The organism is Streptomyces sp. NPDC058685 (assembly GCF_042714725.1).
In the GTDB taxonomy this organism is placed as follows: Bacteria; Actinomycetota; Actinomycetes; order Streptomycetales; family Streptomycetaceae; genus Streptomyces.
Genome location: NZ_JBHXSL010000062.1, coordinates 22,626 through 41,798, shown reverse-complemented (window position 1 = coordinate 41,798; position 19,173 = coordinate 22,626). Strand labels below are relative to the sequence as shown.

Annotated in this window: 16 protein-coding genes; 10 read left to right on the top strand and 6 right to left on the bottom strand. The window is 72.1% G+C overall.

Annotation, left to right across the window (positions count from 1 at the left end; genetic code table 11):
- The first annotated feature begins 476 nt into the window (after nucleotides 1-476).
- Entirely contained in the window at nucleotides 477-1,373 is an 897-nt protein-coding gene (locus ACFWU3_RS32070; RefSeq protein WP_384444550.1) for a hypothetical protein, read from the top strand.
- An 86-nt stretch (nucleotides 1,374-1,459) separates the two neighbouring features.
- On the opposite strand, the gene ACFWU3_RS32065 is transcribed toward ACFWU3_RS32070, so the two are convergent.
- Complete coding sequence (locus tag ACFWU3_RS32065; RefSeq protein WP_384444543.1) at nucleotides 1,460-2,740, bottom strand: DUF1015 domain-containing protein; 1,281 nt, start codon at nucleotides 2,738-2,740, stop codon at nucleotides 1,460-1,462.
- Nucleotides 2,741-2,811: 71 nt separating this feature from the next.
- On the opposite strand from ACFWU3_RS32065, the gene ACFWU3_RS32060 reads away from it, so the two are divergent.
- Nucleotides 2,812-3,840, top strand: a complete 1,029-nt coding sequence (locus ACFWU3_RS32060; protein WP_384444542.1) for an HAD-IIA family hydrolase — start codon at nucleotides 2,812-2,814, stop codon at nucleotides 3,838-3,840.
- 89 nt (nucleotides 3,841-3,929) lie between these two features.
- On the opposite strand, the gene ACFWU3_RS32055 is transcribed toward ACFWU3_RS32060, so the two are convergent.
- Entirely contained in the window at nucleotides 3,930-4,919 is a 990-nt protein-coding gene (locus ACFWU3_RS32055) for an ABC transporter substrate-binding protein (protein ID WP_384444549.1), read from the bottom strand.
- A gap of 129 nt (nucleotides 4,920-5,048) precedes the next feature.
- Here ACFWU3_RS32055 and ACFWU3_RS32050 point away from each other — a divergent pair, with 129 nt between their 5' ends.
- The 3 genes from ACFWU3_RS32050 to ACFWU3_RS32040 all read left to right on the top strand — a co-directional run bounded on the left by ACFWU3_RS32050 (nucleotide 5,049) and on the right by ACFWU3_RS32040 (nucleotide 8,025).
- The gene (locus tag ACFWU3_RS32050; RefSeq protein WP_384444541.1) at nucleotides 5,049-6,101 is read left to right on the top strand and encodes a FecCD family ABC transporter permease; all 1,053 of its coding nucleotides are present in this window, start codon (nucleotides 5,049-5,051) and stop codon (nucleotides 6,099-6,101) included.
- The gene (locus ACFWU3_RS32045; RefSeq protein ID WP_384444540.1) at nucleotides 6,098-7,126 is read left to right on the top strand and encodes a FecCD family ABC transporter permease; all 1,029 of its coding nucleotides are present in this window, start codon (nucleotides 6,098-6,100) and stop codon (nucleotides 7,124-7,126) included. Before ACFWU3_RS32050 ends, ACFWU3_RS32045 begins: the two co-directional genes overlap by 4 nt.
- Nucleotides 7,127-7,218: 92 nt before the next feature.
- A complete protein-coding gene (locus ACFWU3_RS32040) occupies nucleotides 7,219-8,025 on the top strand; it encodes an ABC transporter ATP-binding protein (protein ID WP_384444539.1) in 807 nt (268 codons plus the stop codon).
- Here the strand turns inward: ACFWU3_RS32040 and ACFWU3_RS32035 are convergent.
- Nucleotides 8,009-8,356 (bottom strand): SCP2 sterol-binding domain-containing protein, encoded by a 348-nt coding sequence (locus tag ACFWU3_RS32035; RefSeq protein ID WP_384444538.1) that lies wholly within the window; start codon nucleotides 8,354-8,356, stop codon nucleotides 8,009-8,011. The genes ACFWU3_RS32040 and ACFWU3_RS32035 overlap by 17 nt on opposite strands.
- 156 nt (nucleotides 8,357-8,512) lie before the next feature.
- On the opposite strand from ACFWU3_RS32035, the gene ACFWU3_RS32030 reads away from it, so the two are divergent.
- From ACFWU3_RS32030 to ACFWU3_RS32010, 5 genes are all read left to right on the top strand, one after another.
- Complete coding sequence (locus tag ACFWU3_RS32030; RefSeq protein ID WP_384444548.1) at nucleotides 8,513-8,851, top strand: hypothetical protein; 339 nt, start codon at nucleotides 8,513-8,515, stop codon at nucleotides 8,849-8,851.
- A 7-nt stretch (nucleotides 8,852-8,858) separates the two neighbouring features.
- Nucleotides 8,859-9,674: a TlyA family RNA methyltransferase gene (locus ACFWU3_RS32025; protein WP_384444537.1), complete on the top strand. Its 816-nt coding sequence runs from the start codon at nucleotides 8,859-8,861 to the stop codon at nucleotides 9,672-9,674.
- Nucleotides 9,671-10,585: an NAD kinase gene (locus ACFWU3_RS32020; RefSeq protein WP_340472341.1), complete on the top strand. Its 915-nt coding sequence runs from the start codon at nucleotides 9,671-9,673 to the stop codon at nucleotides 10,583-10,585. The genes ACFWU3_RS32025 and ACFWU3_RS32020 overlap by 4 nt, the downstream gene beginning before the upstream one ends.
- A gap of 118 nt (nucleotides 10,586-10,703) precedes the next feature.
- Nucleotides 10,704-12,431, top strand: coding sequence for a DNA repair protein RecN (recN, locus tag ACFWU3_RS32015; RefSeq protein ID WP_384444547.1), 1,728 nt, complete (start codon nucleotides 10,704-10,706; stop codon nucleotides 12,429-12,431).
- Between the two features lie 170 nt (nucleotides 12,432-12,601).
- Nucleotides 12,602-13,684 carry a glycosyltransferase family 4 protein gene (locus tag ACFWU3_RS32010; RefSeq protein ID WP_384444536.1) on the top strand — a complete coding sequence of 361 codons (1,083 nt, stop codon included), beginning with the start codon at nucleotides 12,602-12,604 and terminating at the stop codon, nucleotides 13,682-13,684.
- A gap of 89 nt (nucleotides 13,685-13,773) precedes the next feature.
- Here ACFWU3_RS32010 and ACFWU3_RS32005 read toward each other — a convergent pair whose 3' ends face one another.
- The 3 genes from ACFWU3_RS32005 to ACFWU3_RS31995 form a co-directional block, all read right to left on the bottom strand.
- Nucleotides 13,774-15,411: a PucR family transcriptional regulator gene (locus ACFWU3_RS32005; RefSeq protein ID WP_313947175.1), complete on the bottom strand. Its 1,638-nt coding sequence runs from the start codon at nucleotides 15,409-15,411 to the stop codon at nucleotides 13,774-13,776.
- 106 nt (nucleotides 15,412-15,517) lie between these two features.
- Complete coding sequence (locus ACFWU3_RS32000; protein ID WP_384444535.1) at nucleotides 15,518-16,912, bottom strand: FAD-binding oxidoreductase; 1,395 nt, start codon at nucleotides 16,910-16,912, stop codon at nucleotides 15,518-15,520.
- A 102-nt stretch (nucleotides 16,913-17,014) separates the two neighbouring features.
- Nucleotides 17,015-18,817: a glycoside hydrolase family 15 protein gene (locus ACFWU3_RS31995; protein ID WP_384444534.1), complete on the bottom strand. Its 1,803-nt coding sequence runs from the start codon at nucleotides 18,815-18,817 to the stop codon at nucleotides 17,015-17,017.
- Nucleotides 18,818-19,173 lie beyond the last annotated feature (356 nt).

The window sequence follows — 19,173 nt, the reverse complement described above, 5'->3', positions numbered from 1 at the left end:
ACCGTCCCAGCGGTGGTGGCTACGGCCGTCGTGACGACCGCCCCAGCGGCCCCCGTCGTGACGACGACCGCGGAGCCCGCCCCACTGGTGGTGGCTACGGGCGTCGTGATGACGACCGTGGTGGTCGTCCGAGCAGTGGTGGCGACCGTGGTGGGTTCCGTCGCGACGACCGTCGTGACGACCGTCCCAGCGGTGGTGGCTACGGCCGTCGTGACGACCGCCCCAGCGGCCCCCGTCGTGACGACGACCGCGGAGCCCGCCCCACTGGTGGCGGTGGCGGTGGCTACGGACGCCGTGACGACCGCCCCAGCGGCCCCCCGCGCCGGGACGACCGCGACCGTGGTGGATACCGCGGGCAGCGCGACGACCGTCGTGACGACCGGGGTGGTTACCGGGGCTCCCGCGACGACCGCGGTGGCTACGGCCGTCGCGACGACCGCGATCGGGACCGTGGCGATCGTGAGCCGATCAAGCGGCTGCCGATTCCCGACGACGTCACCGGCGACGAGATCGACAAGGACGTGCGTCAGGAGCTCCAGAGCCTGCCGAAGGGCCTGGCCGAGGATGTGGCGAGGAACCTCGTCATGGTCGCCAACCTGATCGACGAGGACCCTGAGCAGGCGTACGCCTACTCCAAGATCGCCCTGCGGCTCGCCTCTCGTGTCGCCGCTGTGCGTGAGGCCGCAGGCTTCGCCGCGTACGCGACGCAGAAGTACTCGGAGGCGCTTGCCGAGTTCCGCGCCGCCCGGCGGATGACCGGAAGTGTCGAGCTGTGGCCCGTCATGGCGGACTGCGAGCGCGGCCTGGGCCGGCCCGAGCGGGCCATGGCCATGGCCGGCGAGCCCGAGGTGCAGAAGCTCGACAAGGCGGGCCAGGTCGAGATGCGGCTGGTCGCGGCCGGGGCGCGGCGGGACATGGGGCAGATCGATGCCGCCATCGTCACGCTGCAGAGCCCTGAGCTCGCCTCCAACTCCGTACAGCCCTGGACCGCGCGGCTTCGTTACGCCTACGCGGACGCGCTGCTGGCGGCCGGGCGTGAGGGCGAGGCGCGTGAGTGGTTCGCCAAGGCGCTGGAGGCGGACAAGGACGGCGCCACTGACGCCTCCGACCGGCTCGCCGAGCTGGACGGCGTGGAGTTCGTCGACGCGCACGACGAGCACGACGAGCAGGACGCGCAGGACGCGCAGGACGGCGTTCACGGTGACCTGAGCGACCCGACCGACGTGCGGGACGACGCGGACGACGAGCAGGACGACCTGAGCGACGATGTCGTCGACGCACAGTCCGACGAGTCCCACGACTCCGACGAGTCCGACGATGTCGTCACCGACACCGACACCGACACCGACACCGAGGGCGACAAGTCCTCGTAGTCGTCAGCGATGACAGAAGGGCGGCACCCCGTGGGTGCCGCCCTTTTTGCTGTCGCCTTCGTGTGACGTCACGCCGTATACGCGCGTCACTCCAGTGTCAGACTCCGCAGCACCAGGCCCGTGGCCGGCTTCGGGCCGAACGATGTGGACTTGCGGGGCATCGTGACGCCTTCGCGGGCCAGGTCCCGTACGACCTCCTCGCGTACCGGATGCATCAACACGGCGGTGCTGTCGTGGCGTTCGGCCTGCAGGACGGCCGCCGCGGTGTCGTGGATGTACGCGATGTGCTCCGGCGCGTCCGGGATGTTCCAGATGTGGTCCAGCAGCGTGGAGTGCAGGACCGCCGCGTCCAGGGTGCGCCATGCCTCCGGGCGGTCCGTGCGGACCGTACGGGACAGCAGCTCGGGATCGGGGCGGTCCACGAGATGGAACGAACCGTCGCCGGCGAGGAGGAAGGCGTTGCCCTCGGCCGCCGCTTCGGCCAGGGCTGCCGTCGCCTCGGCGAGCGGGACCTCCAGGCGCCGCACCCGGAAGGCGCCGTTCAGGGACGCGAGGGCCTTGCGGACCGGGAGCCGGTGCAGCAGCCGGTGGATGGCGCGCACACGCAGGGGGTAGCGGGCCGTGTCCACCAGCAGGACGAGGCCGTAGCTCCACGGGCTGGGAGCGTCGTGCTCGGAGTTCAGTTGCAGATAGGTCGCCCAGCGGTGGTGGCCGTCGGCGATCAGGGCCTGGCGGTCGCCCAGGTCGCTCCGGATCTCCGCGAGGTCGCCGGGGTCCGTCACCGACCACAGGCGGTGGCTGAAGCCGTCCTCGGTGGTCGTCGACAGCAGGGGGGAGCCCAGGACGGTCCGTTCGATGACGGCCGTCGCGCCCGTCGCGTCGCCCATGCTCCGATAGGTGAGGAGCAACGGCTCCAGGTTGGCGTCCGTGGTGCGCATCAGGTCCGTACGGTCCGCCACGATGTCCGGCATGACGTCCTCGTGGGGCAGGACGACCCCCTCGGACGGCTCGGACAGGGCGAGCGCGCCGATGATGCCGCGCTGGAGGATGTCGTCCTGGCGCTGCTCGTACACGTACAGCGCGGGCTCGGGGTCCGGGGCCAGGACACCCTCGTCCAGCCAGCGGGACAGCGTCTGGGCGGCCAGCCGGTGGCGGGCGCCCGCGGTGTCCGCCTGCGGCAGGATGAGCCGGACGATGTTGTACGGGTCCGCGGACTCCAGATGGTGCAGTCCGTCGGGCCTGACGACCACGTCGTAGGGCGGCGAGGTCACGGCGGCGAGACTGCCGACCCGCTCGGGGACGTATCGCAGTCCACGGAAGGGGATCAGGCACAGACCGTCGTTGGCCGCGGGACCTTCGCTGTTCATTCGAGCATCGTATGTGCGTTGCCCGATGCGCGATGATCGGGGGAGTGACTCGGACGAAGGAGCGGAAGCGAATGAGCCAGCCCAGCAGGACCCGGCCGAGCGGAAGCGCTACGGCGCTGAGCGAGGCGTACGACACCGCTCTGCTGGACCTGGACGGTGTCGTGTACGCGGGGGGCGCGGCCATCGCGCACGCCGTGGAATCGCTGCTGACAGCGCGGGACGGGGGCATGCATCTGGCGTATGTGACGAACAACGCGCTGCGCCCGCCGGAGGCGGTGGCCGAGCACATCACCGAGCTGGGTGTGCCGACGTCGGCCGACGATGTCATCAACTCCGCGCAGGCCGTCGCCCGGCTGATCTCCGAGCAGGTGCCGGCCGGGTCGCGGGTGCTGGTCATCGGTGGCGAGGGGCTGCGGGTGGCGCTGCGCGAGCGCGGTCTGGAGCCGGTGGAGTCGGCCGACGACGACCCTGCGGCGGTCGTGCAGGGCTACGGCGGCCCGGACCTGGCCTGGGGCCGGTTCGCGGAGGCCTGCTACGCCATCGCGCGAGGTGTGCCGTGGTTCGCGTCCAACACCGACCTGACGATTCCGAGCGGACGCGGGATCGCGCCCGGCAACGGCGCGGCGGTCGAGGTCGTCCGGATTGCGACGGGTGCCGAGCCCCAGGTGGCGGGCAAGCCCCTGCCGCCGATGCACAAGGAGACGATCCTGCGGACGGGCGCGACGAAGCCCCTGGTGGTCGGCGACCGGCTGGACACGGACATCGAGGGTGCCCACAACGGCGGTGTGGACTCGCTGCTCGTGCTGACCGGGGTGACCGACGGTGCGCAGCTGCTGGCCGCGCCGCCGCAGCACCGGCCGACGTATGTCGACGCCGATCTGCGCGGGATGCTGACGGGGCAGCCCGAAGTCTCCGCGGACGGTGAGGGGTTCACCTGCGGCGGTTTCACCGCGTCGGTACGGGACGAGGAGCTGGCGCTCGACGGTGAGGGTGAGCCGCTGGACGGGCTGCGTGCCCTGTGTGCGGCGGCGTGGACCCGGGCCGGGGACGGCACCTGCACGCTCGACGCGGGCAAGGCGCTGTCCCGGCTGGGTCTGTAGAGGCTCGGGGTCTTGGAGTCACATGGGCTCTGCGGAGCCGTCGCCGTTCGGTCCCCCCGCCCCCGCCGCGCGTGGGCGGGGGAGTCCGCTCAGCCGCTGAGCTTCTTCGACGAGCTGATGGCGGCGGCCAGTTGCTCCAGGACCGGCGCGTAGCCGAGGTAGCTGTAGCGCTCCTCCATCGCCCAGGGCACGGTCTGGCCCGCCTTGACCGCGGGAAGCCGTGCCCAGGTGGGCTTCTTGGCGAGTTCCTTGGCGGGCAGGGCGCTGGAGCGGTTGTCGATCATGATGAGGTCGGCGTGGTACCTGCCGGCGTTCTCCCAGCTGAGGAACTCCCAGAAGCCCCACTCGTCGCTCTTCTTGCCCTCGACGAACTCGATGCCGAGATCCTTGAAGTAGTTGAGGTCGCAGTAGGAGTCGGGCACGGCGACGTACATCTGCTCGGCGTCCCCGGTCATGGCGAGGACCTTGAGGCCGCGCTTGGCCTCCGCGGCCTTCCGCAGGGTCGCCTCGGCCTTGTCGAAGCGCGCCCGGGCGGCGGTCACCTGCCGGGTCTTCAGGTCGGCGCCGAGTGCCGCGGCGAGGTCGGTGACCCGTTCGAGCGGTTCGCGCAGGGAGCGGTGGGCACCGGCGATACCGACGGTCGGCGCCAGGGCCTCGATCTTCTTGCTGCTCTCCTCCGGCACGAACCACAGGGCGGGCGGCGGGAACATGTTGCTGATCAGCAGGTCGGGCTGGAGCGCCGCGTACTTCTCGACGTTGAACTCGCCCCAGGCCTCGCCGAGACTGGTCAGCTTCGCGACATCGAGGTTGCCGGCCTGCGGGTTGGGCTTGCCGTTCACCGGCTTGCTGGGCCCGAAGACGCCGGTGCACTCGATGCCGTAGTCGTGGAGCGCGGCAGCGGTACTGACAAAGGCGACAAGGTTCTTCGGCGTCTTGTCGGTTCTGGCGACCTTTCCGCGGTCGTCCTTGAAGCTCCAGGGCCCGCCGTCCGCGGTTCCGCTTGCGGCGGGCTTCTGCTCGCCGCCTCCGCAGGCGGCGAGCAGGGCGCCGAGGCCGAGGGCGCCGGTGGCGGTGAGCAGTCCGCGTCGGCTGAGGCCGCCGCCGGGCGCGGGTGCCGCGGATTCGTACGGCTGGGCGGGTACGGAGCGGTTCGGCACAGGCTGTTCCCTCGTCTCAGAGCAAATGCGAGGGTAGGCTAACCTAACCACGTGTTGGTCGACAGTCCCCCCAAACAGAGCGCGGAGCCGCAATCCGCACCTGCGTCCCGGAAGCGCCATCTCCTGCGCGCCACCGGGCTGCTGGTGGCCGTCGGTGTCCTGCTGCTGGTCTGTGTCGCGAGCATCGCCGTCGGTGCGAAGTCGATTCCGCTTGCCGATGTCTGGCACGGCCTCTTCGACAACCAGGGCTCGGGCAACGACGTGATCGTGGCCGATGTGCGCGTACCACGGACCCTGCTCGGTCTGATCGCGGGCGCCGCCCTCGGGCTCGCGGGCGCGGTGATGCAGGCGCTCACCCGCAACCCGCTCGCGGAACCGGGACTGCTGGGGGTGAACGCGGGTGCCTCAGCAGCCGTCGTCTCCGCCATCAGCTTCCTCGGCGTCACCTCCCTCACCGGATATGTCTGGTTCGCGTTCCTCGGCGCCGGTGTGGTCTCGGTCCTCGTCTACATCCTCGGCGGCAGCCGCAGCGCAACTCCCGTACGGCTCGCGCTCGCCGGAACGGCCGCCACCGCCGCGCTCTACGGCTACATCAACGCCGTACAGCTGCTGGACTCGGCCGCGCTCGAACGCCTGCGGTTCTGGACCGTGGGTTCGCTGGCCTCCGCCGACATGGAGACCATCACCAAGGTCGCGCCGTTCATCGGCGTCGGTGTGCTGCTCGCCCTGCTGCTCGCCCGGCCGCTCAACGCCATGGAGATGGGCGACGACACCGCCCGCTCACTCGGTGCGCACCTCAACCGCACACGCGCGCTGTCGATGCTGGCCGTGACCCTGCTGTGCGGGGCGGCGACCGCGGCCTGCGGGCCGATCATCTTCATCGGGCTGATGATTCCGCACCTCGTGCGCTCCATCACCGGCCCCGACATGCGGTGGATCCTGCCGTACGCGACCGTCCTCGCCCCCGTACTGCTGCTCGGCGCCGACGTCGTCGGCCGGGTCGTCACCCGCCCCGCCGAACTCCAGGTGGGCATCGTCACCGCCCTGATCGGCGGGCCGGTCTTCATCCACCTCGTACGCCGCAAGAGGATGGCCCAGCTGTGAAAGCGATACGCACCCCGGGCGGGTTCTCCGTCCGGACCGACCCGAGGGCCGTCGCCGTCGTCCTCGTCCTCACCGCGGTCACCCTCGGCGCGGGAATCGTCCTCATCGGCAGCGGAGACTTCCCGATCGCGCCCGGCGACGTCGTCGCCACGCTGCTCGGGAACGGCACGGCCGCACAGGAGTTCATCGTCCAGGACCTGCGGCTGCCCCGCGCGCTCGTCGGGCTCCTCGTCGGCGCCTCGCTCGCCCTGAGCGGCGCGATCTTCCAGACCATCTCCCGCAATCCGCTCGGCAGTCCGGACGTCATCGGCTTCGGACAGGGCGCGACCGTCGGGGCGCTCACCGTGATCGTCATCTTCCACGGCAACCCCCTCGCCGTGGCGGGAGGCGCGATCGTCGGCGGACTGGTGACGGGAGTCGCCGTCTACCTGCTGGCGTGGAAGCGCGGGGTCCACGGCTACCGTCTCGTCCTCATCGGCATCGGCGTGGCCGCGATTCTCACAGCCGTCAACCACTACCTGGTCACCAAGGCGAGTCTCATCGACGCCACCCGGGCCACGCTGTGGATGACCGGCTCGCTCGACGGCCGTGACTGGGCCCAGTTCTGGCCGCTGCTGGCGGTCTTCGCGGTCCTCGTGCCCCTGGTGTTCGTGTACGGCCGGCCGCTTCGCCTGCTGGAGATGGGCGACGACGCCGCGTTCGCGCTGGGCGCCCCCGTCGAGCGCACACGCGTCGTCCTGATGGGCTCCGGCGTGCTGCTGATGGCGGTCGCCACGGCGGCCGCCGGCCCGATCGCCTTCGTCGCGCTGAGCGCGCCTCAGCTCGCCCGTCGCCTCACCCGCTCGCCCGGACCCAACCTCGCCGCCTCCGCCGTGATGGGCGCCGCGCTGCTGCTCCTCGCCGACTGGACCGCGTCCACGGCGTTCGGCGACCGGCAGCTGCCGGTCGGTGTGGTGACGGGTGTGCTCGGCGGCTGCTATCTGCTGTGGCTACTGGTCACCGAACGCAAGGCGGGACGCATATGAAGGACCGTTCGCCCGCGAGCACGCCCACGCGAGCCGGGACGAGTACGAACCCCGTGACGCCCGTGAACCCCCGATCCAGGAGTACGACCACCATGCAGCGTCTCACCGCGGAATCGGTCACCCTCGGCTACGACCAGCGTGTCATCGCCGAAGACCTGTCGGTCGAGATCCCCGACAACTCCTTCACGGTCATCGTCGGACCGAACGCCTGCGGCAAGTCGACCCTGCTGCGCGCCCTGTCGCGCATGCTGAAGCCCTCCCAGGGGCGGGTCCTGCTCGACGGACAGGTCATCCACTCCCTGCCGGCGAAGAAGGTCGCCAGGACCCTCGGCCTGCTGCCGCAGTCCTCCATCGCGCCCGACGGCATCACGGTCGCCGACCTCGTCGCACGCGGCCGCTACCCGCACCAGGGCCTGCTGCGCCAGTGGTCGCCGGAGGACGAGCGCATCGTCCAGGAGTCGATGGCCGCCACCGGTGTCGGTGAACTGGCAGAGCGCTATGTCGACGAACTGTCCGGCGGACAGCGCCAGCGCGTGTGGATCGCCATGGCGCTCGCACAGCAGACCCCGCTGCTGCTCCTGGACGAGCCGACGACGTTCCTCGACATCCAGCACCAGCTGGAGGTGCTCGACCTCTGCGCCGAGCTGCACGAGGAGCAGGGGCGCACGCTCGTCGCCGTCCTGCACGACCTCAACCAGGCCGCCCGCTACGCCACCCACCTGATCGCTCTGCGGGAGGGACGGGTCGTCGCCGAAGGAGCGCCCGTCGACATCGTCACGGCCGAGCTCGTCGAGCAGGTCTTCGGGGTGAAGAGTCAGGTCATCGCCGACCCGGAGTCCGGGACACCCCTGGTGGTGCCGGCCGCCCGCAGGCGTGGTGCGGTTACAGCAGCGTCCTGAGGCGGATCAGATCGCGGAAGCCGGCCTCCAGCCTGACGCGGCCGGAGGCCCACGCCTTCGCGAAGTTCAGCTCGCCGTTCACCATCGCCACCAGGTCGTCCCCGGTCATCGCGAGACGGATCTGCGCCTTCTCGGGCGGGGGTCCGTCGACCGTGTCCGCGACCTCGATCCGGCCGCCCTCCAGGCGGCCGGTGAACGTCACGTCCAGATCCTTGATGTGGCAGCTCAGGGAACGGTCGAGCGCGGCCGCGCTGCGCACATCACCATCCGCCTGCGCCAGGTTGTCCGAGAGCTTCTTGAGTGCGCTGCGGCACTCCTCCGTCGTCGCCATCGTGATCGACGGTACCGCAGCGCTTCGCGGTAGCGTCTGGGCATGAGCGACTCGATGCCGGGCCCGCACGCCCGGATGATCCAGGAGCAGGGGAACGACGGCGACCCACCGGGCCCGAACGCCGGGCACGCCCCGGACATCTCCCTGGAGCAGGAGATGGAGCGGGAACCGGCGGTGACGGCCGGGCAGGAGCGCGAGCACGAGTCCGAGCAGGACGCCGCGACCTCAGAGACCTCAGAGACCTCCGCGACCTCCGCCTACGAACCCGCCGCGCCCGCCCCCCTCGGCGTCCAGCGCGTGCCCACGGGCAACGCCGAGATCGACGCCCGGCTCGAGCGGCTCGGTGATGCCGACCACCTCCCGGCGGACGGACACCTCGCGGTGTACGAGGATGTACACCGAGGGCTGCGCGACGCGCTGACCGCGCTCGACGCACGCCCGGCGCCCGCACCCCAGGCGCCCCCGCCGTCACCCCCGTACAACTACAGGAGCTGAACCGAACGTGGCAGGAGTGGCCCGCCGCCGTCTCGACGCCGAGCTGGTACGCCGCAGCCTCGCGCGCTCTCGCGAGCACGCCGGCCAGCTGATCGCCGCGGGGCGGGTGACCGTCGGAGGCAATGTCGCGACGAAGTCCGCCACCCAGGTCGAGACCAGCGCCGCCGTCGTCGTGTCGGCGGACGACAACGACCCCGAATACGTTTCACGCGGTGGGCACAAACTCGCCGGGGCGCTGGCGGCCTTCGTGCCGCTGGGGCTGCGGATCGAGGGACGGCGGGCCCTCGACGCGGGAGCGTCGACCGGGGGATTCACCGACGTCCTGCTGCGTGCGGGCGCCCGCGAGGTGGTCGCGGTGGACGTCGGATACGGACAACTCGCCTGGTCTCTGCAAAGTGATGAACGCGTGAAGGTCAAAGACCGTACGAATGTGCGCGAGCTGACGCTCGGCACGATCGACGGTGAGGCGGTGGACCTGGTGGTGGGAGATCTCTCCTTCATTCCGCTGGGCCTCGTCCTGCCGGCACTCGTCCGGTGCACGGCCCCGGACGCCGATCTGGTGCTGATGGTCAAGCCGCAGTTCGAAGTCGGCAAGGAGCGCCTCGGCAGCGGAGGGGTCGTACGCAGCCCCGAACTGCGCAAGGAGGCTGTGAGGACCGTGGCCGGCAAGGCCGCGGGACTCGGTCTGGGCGTACTGGGTGTCACCGCCAGCCCGCTGCCGGGACCCTCCGGGAACGTCGAGTACTTCCTGTGGCTCAGGGCCGGCGCGCCCGAGCTCGATCCGGCGGACGTCGATCGTGCAGTTGCGGAGGGACCTCGTTGACCACACCAGCAGCGACTTCAGGACGCACCGTCTTCCTGCTCGCCCACACCGGCAGGCCTGCGGCGATCCGCAGCGCCGAACTCGTCGTGCAGGGGCTGATGCGCAACGGTCTCGGTGTGCGTGTGCTCCAGGCCGAGGCGGCCGACCTGCCACTGCCGCCGTCCGTCGAGACCGTCCCCGAAGCGACACCGGGCGTGCTCGACGGCTGTGAGCTGCTGATCGTGCTCGGCGGCGACGGGACGCTGCTGCGCGGCGCCGAGTTCGCCCGGGCCTCCGGCGTGCCGATGCTCGGCGTCAACCTGGGGCGCGTCGGGTTCCTGGCCGAGGCCGAGCGCGACGACCTGGACAAGGTCGTCGACCGCGTCGTCACCCGGGCGTACGAGGTCGAGGAGCGGATGACGATCGATGTGGTCGTGCACCGCAACGGAGACATCCTCCACGAGGACTGGGCGCTGAACGAGGCGGTCGTCCAGAAAGTCTCGCCCGACCGCATCCTGGAGGTCGTCCTCGAGATCGACGGGCGGCCGGTGACCGGGTTCGGCTGCGACGGCGTCGTCTGCGCCACCCCGACCGGCTCCACGGCCTACGCCTTCTCCGCCGGCGGCCCCGTGGTGTGGCCCGAGGTGGAGGCGCTGCTGATGGTGCCCATCAGCGCGCACGCCCTGTTCGCCAAGCCGCTGGTGACCTCGCCGACCTCCGTTCTGGCGGTCGAGGTGCAGGCCCACACCCCGCACGGGGTGCTGTGGTGCGACGGACGACGGACGGTGGAGCTGCCACCGGGCGCCCGGGTCGAAGTACGGCGCGGAGCCGTTCCGGTCCGTCTGGCCCGGCTGCATCACGCGTCGTTCACGGACCGCCTGGTCGCCAAGTTCGCGCTGCCGGTGTCCGGTTGGCGCGGAGCGCCCCATTGACGTCCCCGTGACGAGGGCCCCGGAACCGCCGCTCGCGGCCCGGGAGAGTGAATCCGACACCGGGGTCCGTCGCACGGGCGGCCCCGGACCTCGTAAGGTCGTGTCCGTGTTGGAGGAGATGCGGATACGGTCGCTCGGCGTCATCGACGACGCGGTCGTCGAGCTGTCACCCGGTTTCACCGCGGTGACCGGCGAGACGGGCGCGGGCAAGACCATGGTCGTCACCAGCCTGGGGCTGCTGCTCGGCGGGCGCGCCGACCCCGCCCTGGTGCGGATCGGCGCGAAGTCGGCGGTGGTGGAGGGGCGCATCGGCGTACCCGCCGGGGCTCCCGCCGCCGTACGGGCCGAGGAGGCCGGGGCCGAACTCGAGGACGGCACGCTGCTCATCAGCAGAACGGTGTCGGCGGAGGGACGCTCCCGCGCGCACATCGGCGGCAGGTCCGTGCCGGTGGGTGTGCTGTCCGAGCTCGCCGACGAGCTGGTCGCCGTCCACGGCCAGACCGACCAGCAGGGGCTGCTGCGCCCGGCGCGGCAGCGCGAGGCCCTCGACCGGTACGCGGGCGGGGCGGTGTCCGGACCGCTCGCCAAGTACGCATCGGCCTACCGCAGGCTGCGGTCCGTCGCCACCGAACTCGACGAGCTGACCACCCGCGCCCGCGAGCGCGCCCAGGAAGCCGATCTGCTGCGCTTCGGGCTGAACGAGATCGCCGGAGTCGAGCCACGCGCCGGTGAGGACGTGGAACTCGCCGCGGAGGCGGAGCGACTGGGTCACGCGGAGGCGCTGGCGTCCGCCGCGTCCGTCGCGCACACCGCGCTCGCCGGCAACCCCGAGGACCCCGAGGGCGTCGATGCGACGACCCTCGTCGCCGGCGCCAACCGTGCGCTGGACGCCGTGCGCGCCCACGACCCGGCACTCGCCTCGCTCGCCGACCGGATGGGCGAGATCTCCATCCTGCTCGGCGATGTGGCCGGTGAGCTCGCCGGATACGCGGACAACCTGGACGCCGATCCGCTGCGGCTGGCCGCGGTGGAGGAGCGCCGGGCCGCGCTGACCGGGCTGACGCGCAAGTACGGCGAGACCGGTGAAGGCATCGCCGCCGTGCTCGCCTGGTCCGAGGAGAGCGCGGGCCGGCTCACCGAGCTGGAGGGCGACGACGACCGGATCGGCGAACTGACGGCCGAGCGGGACGCACTGCGCGGTGAACTGTCGGGTCTGGCACAGGCCTTGACCGACGCCCGCACGGAGGCGGCGGCCCGGTTCGCCGAGGCCGTCACCGAGGAGCTGGCGTCTCTCGCGATGCCGCACGCACGCGTGTCCTTCGCCATCGGGCAGACCGAGGACCCGGAGGGCGTCGAGGTCGGCGGCCGGACGGTGGCCTACGGCCCGCACGGCGCCGACGAGGTGGAGCTGCTGCTCGCCCCGCATCCGGGAGCCCCGCCGCGGCCGATCGCCAAGGGTGCGTCCGGCGGTGAGCTCTCCCGGGTGATGCTCGCGGTCGAGGTGGTCTTCGCGGGCACGGACCCCGTGCCGACCTATCTCTTCGACGAGGTCGACGCGGGCGTGGGCGGCAAGGCGGCCGTCGAGATCGGCCGGCGTCTCGCGAAGCTCGCGAAGACGGCGCAGGTGGTCGTGGTGACGCACCTGCCGCAGGTGGCGGCGTTCGCGGACCGGCAGCTGCTGGTGGAGAAGACGAACGACGGCTCGGTGACCCGCAGCGGTGTCACCGTCCTGGAGGGCGAGGACCGGGTCCGGGAGCTGTCGCGGATGCTGGCGGGCCAGGAGGACTCGGAGACGGCGCGGGCCCACGCGGAGGAGCTGCTGGCGACGGCGCGGGCGGACGGCTGAGGTCCGGACCGTCCGTGCGGTCGGGGACAGGGCCGCGGGCCGTGTGACGCACCGCTGAGCGACAGCGCGTCACCCGCCTGGGTGAAGACCATCGTTGGCTGCCGTGCTGCGACACGGGAACGACACCCGGACGGTGCCGGAACGTGCGTACGGGCTGGCATCCTTGGCGGGTGACACAGCTGCGTACGGTCCAGGTCCTGGGCGGCGGCAGCGCGGGCAGCAGCGCGCACGTCCGGTCGCTGGCCTCGGGGCTGGTGGCGCGGGGCGTACGGGTGACGGTGTGCGCGCCCGCCGGACTGGAGCACGTCTACGACTTCCCGGGCGCCGGGGCCGACTTCGCGCCGGTGCCGCGCCGCAGCGACCCCGCCGCCGTCGGGGCCCTGCGCGCCGCGTGTGCGCGGGCCGACGTGGTGCACGCGCACGGACTGCACGCGGCCGTACGCGCCTCGGTGGCCCTCAGGGGTCTGCGGGTGCCGCTCGTCGTCACCTGGCACAGCCGCCCGGACGCCGACGGACCGCGCGGGCCGTTGCTGCGTCTGCTGGAGCGAAGGGCCGCCCGCGCGGCGGCGGTTGTGCTCGGCACCTGTTCCGAACTGGTCGACCGGGCCCGCCGGCACGGCGCCCGGGACGCCCGCCTCGCGCCGGTCGCGGTGCCCGCCCCGCGTCGCGCCGATCGCTCCGAGGGCAAGGCCAGGGCCGAAGTGGGCGCGGTCGACCGGCCGTTGGTGATGGCCGTCGGCTCCCTGGTTCCGCAGCGCGGGTACGGCACGCTGCTCGACGCGGCCGCGCGGTGGCGCACCGTCGATCCGCTGCCGCTGGTGGTGATCGCGGGGGAGGGGCGCGAGCGGGCCGCGCTCCAGCGGCGTATCGAGGCGGAGGGCCTGCCGGTACGGCTGGTGGGCCGCCGCGACGACATCGGAGACCTGATCTCCGCGGCGGACGTGGCGGTGCTCCCCAGCCGCTGGGAGGCACGTGCCCTGCTGGCCCAGGAGGCCCTGCGGGCGGGAGTGCCGCTGGTCGCGACGGCCGTCGGCGGTGTCCCGGAACTCGTCGGCGACGCGGCGGAACTGGTGCCCTACGGCGACGGGGACGCGCTCGCGGAAGCGGTGGCCCGGCTCCTGCGAGAGCCTGCCCGACGGGACGAGCTGGCCGCAGCGGGCCGTGCGCAGGCGGCGACCTGGCCGACGGAGGACGAGACGATCGCGCAGGTGCTGAGCGTGTACGACGAACTGACAGCGGGGCGGGCGGGCTGAGCCCCGCGGCAGTGGGCTGAACCCCGAACGGCCCGGGCTGAACCCCGAACGGGCCGGGAGCGCGGTCCCGCCACCCCCACCCCCTCACCTCATGGCAGGTGCCGTCTCGCCCCCAGCGCCAGGCTCAGTGCCAGCACCGTCTGCGGGTCGTCCAGGTCCGTGCCCAGCAGTTCGGAGATGCGGGCCAGCCGGTTGTACAGCGTCTGGCGGTTCAGATGCAGTTCACGGGCCGTCTCCGCCTTCCGGCCCGCGTGGGCCAGAAAGGTCTCCAGCGTCGGCAGCAGCGGCGGGCGCGAGGTGGCGTCGTGGTCGCGCAGCGGGCCGATCGCGCGCTCCACGAACGCGGCCAGGTCCGGATGGTCCCGCAGTCGCCACAGCAGCAGGTCGGTGTCCAGCCGACGCGCGTCGTACCAGGGCCGGTCGCTCAGCCCCTGGGCCGCTGTCGCCGTCTCGGCCGCATGGCGCAGACCCGCCGATGCCGCGGCCCAGCCGCCCGCGACGCCCACGACCACCACCGGCGGGTGGCCGCCCGCGCGTTCGAGCCCGGCGCGTTCCACCCCCGCCCGCAGCGCGACCGCCACCCGGTCCGCGACCGCCGTGCGTTCGGACTCGGTGCGCAGCCCCAGCAGCAGGGGCACCCGGCCCTCGACCGGCCGTACGCCCAGCAGGACGGGCACGCCCACCACGGACAGTTCCTCCAGCACCGCACGGGCGAGCAGCGCCCAGTTGCCCGACGGCGACAGTTCGGGCGCCAGTCGCATCACGACCGGCAGCAGCGGTCCGTCGCCGGGCTTGAAGCCGAGTACCCGCGCCTGGGCCGGCGCGTCCTCCGCGGTGATGCGGCCCTCGGCGAGGTCGGTGAGGAAGTCGCCCCGGCCGCGCGCCGCGAGCTCCTCCTCCTGCCGGGCCTGCATCAGGACCACGGCCAGCAGCCCGGCGGCCCGTTCAGCGGCCATGCGGTGGACCGTCAGCAGCGGGGAGCCGACGGCCGGCACCACGAGCCGGGCCCGTACCGAGGCCGCGCCCTGACCCCCGCCGGGCACGTCCACGAGGACCGTCCCGGCCGGCGGGCTCTCGCGCGCGGCGGGCTGTCCGCGCAGACCCTCCCACACCTGGAGGGGCTCGGCGCCCGCCTGCCCGGACCCGGAGCCCGCCGCGTACAGCAGCTGGCCGTCGGCCGTCTCCAGGAAGACCGGGTTGGCGGTGAAGTCCGCGAGGATGCGCAGCACCTGGGGCACCCCGCCGCCGCCGAGCAGCACCTCAGTGCACCGCCGGTGCACGTCCTCGGCCCGCCGCAGCAGCGCGTAGTGCCCGTTGACGATCTCGGTGTGGACCTCCTCCGTCACCGAGACGAAGGGGACCTCGCGGTGCAGCTGTACGAGCGGGAGCCCGGCCGCGCGGGCTGTGTCCACGATCGCGGCGGGCAGCCGGCTGAAGCGGGGCCCGAGCTCCACCACCAGCGCGGCGATGCCGCGGTCGGCCAGCTGCCGTACGAACGCGCGCTGCTCGGCGGGCCGGGTGCCCAGCCCGAGGCCCGTGGTGAGCAGCAGCTCGCCGCCCTTCAGCAGGGAGGCGATGTTCGGCACCTCGCCCGCGTGCACCCAGCGGACCGTCCGCTGAAGCCGTTCGGCCCCGGCGACGACCTCCGGAAGGCCGGAGCGCAGCCCCGGCAGCTCCAGCGCCCGGCGGACGGTGATGCCGCCCTGGGGCTCGCCTTGCGTCTCCACTGACGGTCGCCTCGCGCTTCACTCGGCAGTACGGGAGCTTCGGACGCTACCTGGCCGGGGGATCGCCGCACATCACCCGGGTCCCGCAGTCCCGCAAGGGGCGCGGTCAGACCGCGGGCTGAAGCGGCTTGATGTTGTGGTTGAGCCGGAAGACGTTGTCGGGGTCGTACTCCGTCTTCACGGCCGCCAGCCGCCGGTAGTTCTCCTCGCCGAAGGCGGCGAGGACCCGGTCCTCGCCCTCCAGCCCGATGAAGTTGAGGTAGACGGTGCCGATCGACCAGGGCCGCATGCCGGCGCGGACGTCACGGACCCACTCGACGGCCCGTTCGTCGTCCGCCGGACTCTCCCAGATCCCGAAGGGGTGCACCGCCCACGGCGCCGTGCGCCAGGGCAGGGGGTGGTCGCCGGGGCCTGCGGCCACGGCACCGCCCATCGGGAACAGGATGTGCTGAGAGCTGGAGGGCACGGGCATGGTCCCGGCGCGGGCGGTGAAGGCGTCGACGGCCGCGTCCGGGAAGCCGGCCAGATACTCGGCCGACCAGTAGTTCCGCTGCCCGGGCGGGTCGTCGAGCATGCACTGGAGCTCCGCGTACGGGAGTTCGGCGATGAGCTCGGCCTCGCGGGGGAGCGCCAGCAGCGGCTCGGCCACATTGCGGGCCTCCATCTCGGTTCCCGCGTAGGTGATCAGCAGGATGCAGGTCAGCTTGCCGACGAGATGGTCGGGCACGAACGGCTCGGGCGGTCCGGTGAGATAGAACAGGCCGCCGCCGAGCTCGTCGGGCGCCGAACCCAGGAAGTCCCGGTAGGCGCGGGCGACGTGGAGTCCTTCCTCCGGCCGGAACAGCAGCATCATCATCGACATCGCCGGCAGGGGGTGCAGCTTCAGCGTGATGGCGGTCGCCACCCCGAAATTGCCCCCGCCGCCGTGCAGCGCCCAGAACAGCTCCGGGTTCTCGTCCGCACTGGCGTGCACCGTGCTGCCGTCCGCCGTCACCAGCTCGACGGCGACGAGGTTGTCGCAGGCGAGCCCGAACTTCCGCTCCAGCCAGCCCGATCCGCCGCCGAGCGTGAAGCCGCCGACGCCGGTCGTGGAGGCCCGGCCGCCGGTGGTCGCCAGGTCGTAGGGCTGGCAGGCCCGGTCGAGGTGGCTCATCGTGGCTCCGCCGCCGATGCGTGCCGTCCGCTCTGCCGGGTTGACGATCACGGTGTGCATCCGGCGCAGGTCCACGACGATCCCGTCGTCGTTGAGCGCCATGCCGGCGACGCTGTGCCCGCCGCCGCGTACGGCGATCTCGAGGTCGTGCTCGCGGCCGAAGCGGATGGCCCGGGCGACATCGGCCCCTGTCTCGCACTGTGCGACGACCGCCGGGTGCCGGTCGATCATTCCGTTGAAGACGGCGCGGGCCTCGTCGTACCCGGGGTCACCGGGGGCGATGGCATCGCCGGTCAATTGCTGACGGAGGCCGCCCAGTGCCGCCTCCGCGATGGCGTGGGGCGCCATGGCAGGCCCCCTTCCGAGGGCTGATCAGGACCATTTCATCGTAGTCCCGTTCGGCGGAGCCCGATCGGTGAACGGGCTCCGCCGGTCCTGCCGCGGGCGGGGTCAGCCGCCGTACGCGCCGGAGGCCGTCAGCCGCAGCGCGGTGTCGATGAGCGGCACGTGGCTGAAGGCCTGCGGGAAGTTACCCACTTGCCGCTGGAGCTTGGGGTCCCACTCCTCGGCCAGCAGTCCCAGGTCGTTGCGGAGCGCGAGCAGCTTCTCGAAGAGCTTGCGCGCCTCGTCGACCCGCCCGATCATCGCGAGGTCGTCGGCGAGCCAGAACGAGCACGCGAGGAACGCGCCCTCGTCGCCCTCGAGACCGTCGACGCCCTCCTTCTCGCCCGCGGTCGGATAGCGCAGGACGAACCCGTCCTCCGTCGACAGCTCGCGCTGGATCGCCTCGATCGTGCCGATGACCCGCTTGTCGTCCGGCGGCAGGAAGCCCATCTGCGGAATCAGCAGCAGCGAGGCGTCGAGCTCCTTGGAGCCGTACGACTGCGTGAAGGTGTTCCGCTCCTGGTCGTAGCCCTTCTCGCAGACGTCGCGGTGGATGTCGTCCCGCAGGTCGCGCCACCGGTCCAGCGGGCCGTCGGCGTCGCCGGACTCGATCAGCTTGATGGTGCGGTCGACCGCGACCCAGGCCATCACCTTGGAGTGGACGAAGTGGCGGCGCGGTCCGCGCACCTCCCAGATGCCCTCGTCCGGCTGGTCCCAGTGCTTCTCCAGATAGCGGATCAGCTTGAGCTGGAGCAGGGAGGCGTAGTCGTTGCGCGCCAGACCCGTCATATGGGCCAGGTGCAGCGCCTCGGTGACCTCGCCGTACACATCGAGCTGGAGCTGATGGGCAGCTCCGTTGCCGACCCGTACCGGCTGGGAGTTCTCGTAGCCGGGCAGCCAGTCCAGTTCGGCCTCGCCCAGCTCACGTTCGCCGGCGATGCCGTACATGATCTGGAGGTTCTCCGGGTCGCCCGCGACGGCACGCAGCAGCCACTCGCGCCAGGCGCGGGCCTCCTCGCGATAACCGGTGCGCAGCAGCGACGACAGGGTGATCGCCGCGTCGCGCAGCCAGGTGTAGCGGTAGTCCCAGTTCCGTACGCCGCCGATCTCCTCCGGCAGGGAGGTCGTCGGGGCGGCGACGATCCCGCCGGTCGGCGCGTAGGTCAGCGCCTTCAGCGTGATCAGCGAGCGGACGACGGCCTCGCGGTAGGGCCCGTGATAGGTGCAGTGCTCGACCCACTCGCGCCAGAAGTCCTCCGTCGCCTCCAGCGACCCCTCCGGATCCGGCATCGCCGGTGAGGTGCGGTGCGAGGGCTGCCAGCTGATGGTGAACGCGATGCGCTCGCCCGGGGCGACGGTGAAGTCGGAGTACGTGGTGAGGTTCTTGCCGTACGTCTCGGTCGGGGAGTCGAGCCACACCGAGTCGGGTCCGGCGACCGCGACCGTGCGCCCGTCGACCTTGTGGACCCAGGGCACCACGCGTCCGTAGCTGAAACGCATCCGCAGCGCGGAGCGCATCGGCACCCGTCCGCTGACACCCTCGACGATCCGGATCAGCTGCGGGGCGCCGTCACGCGGCGGCATGAAATCCGTCACACGGACCGTGCCGCGCGGTGTGTCCCACTCCGATTCGAGGATCAGCGAGTCGCCCCGGTAGCGCCGGCGGTCGGCGGCCGGGGGGTCGGCATGCGCGGCGTGGGCCGGTCCCAGTCTCCAGAACCCGTGTTCCTCGGTCCCGAGCAGGCCGGCGAAAACGGCATGCGAGTCGAAGCGGGGGAGGCACAACCAGTCGGCGGTGCCGTCCCTGCAGACCAGTGCTGCGGTCTGCATGTCTCCGATGAGTGCGTAATCCTCGATGCGCCCGGCCACGTGTTTCTCCAGTCGAACGGCCACTTCGCCCCGGGGGGCGCTTACTGCGGTCAAGGGTCGTTGACGAGCGGGCCCGGGAATGGGGGTGCCTCCCAGGCGAAGCTCTGGGGAGGGCGTCATCCTGCCATTACCACGGCCACCCGCCGCCCACCACCACCCTGCTCGATGCGCTTCGCGCGTTCCCTCTGCGTCGCTCGGCAGAGCGAGTGTCCGAGCAGGATACGACGCACCTCAATGATCCGCGCGACGGTCTCGACAACGCGACTCCGCCGAACGGGTGAGCCAAGGGTGAATCGCTGGTGAGCGGGGTACGCGTGCGGCGGCGCGTGGCCGGAAGCAGCCTCCCCTGGTCGCTG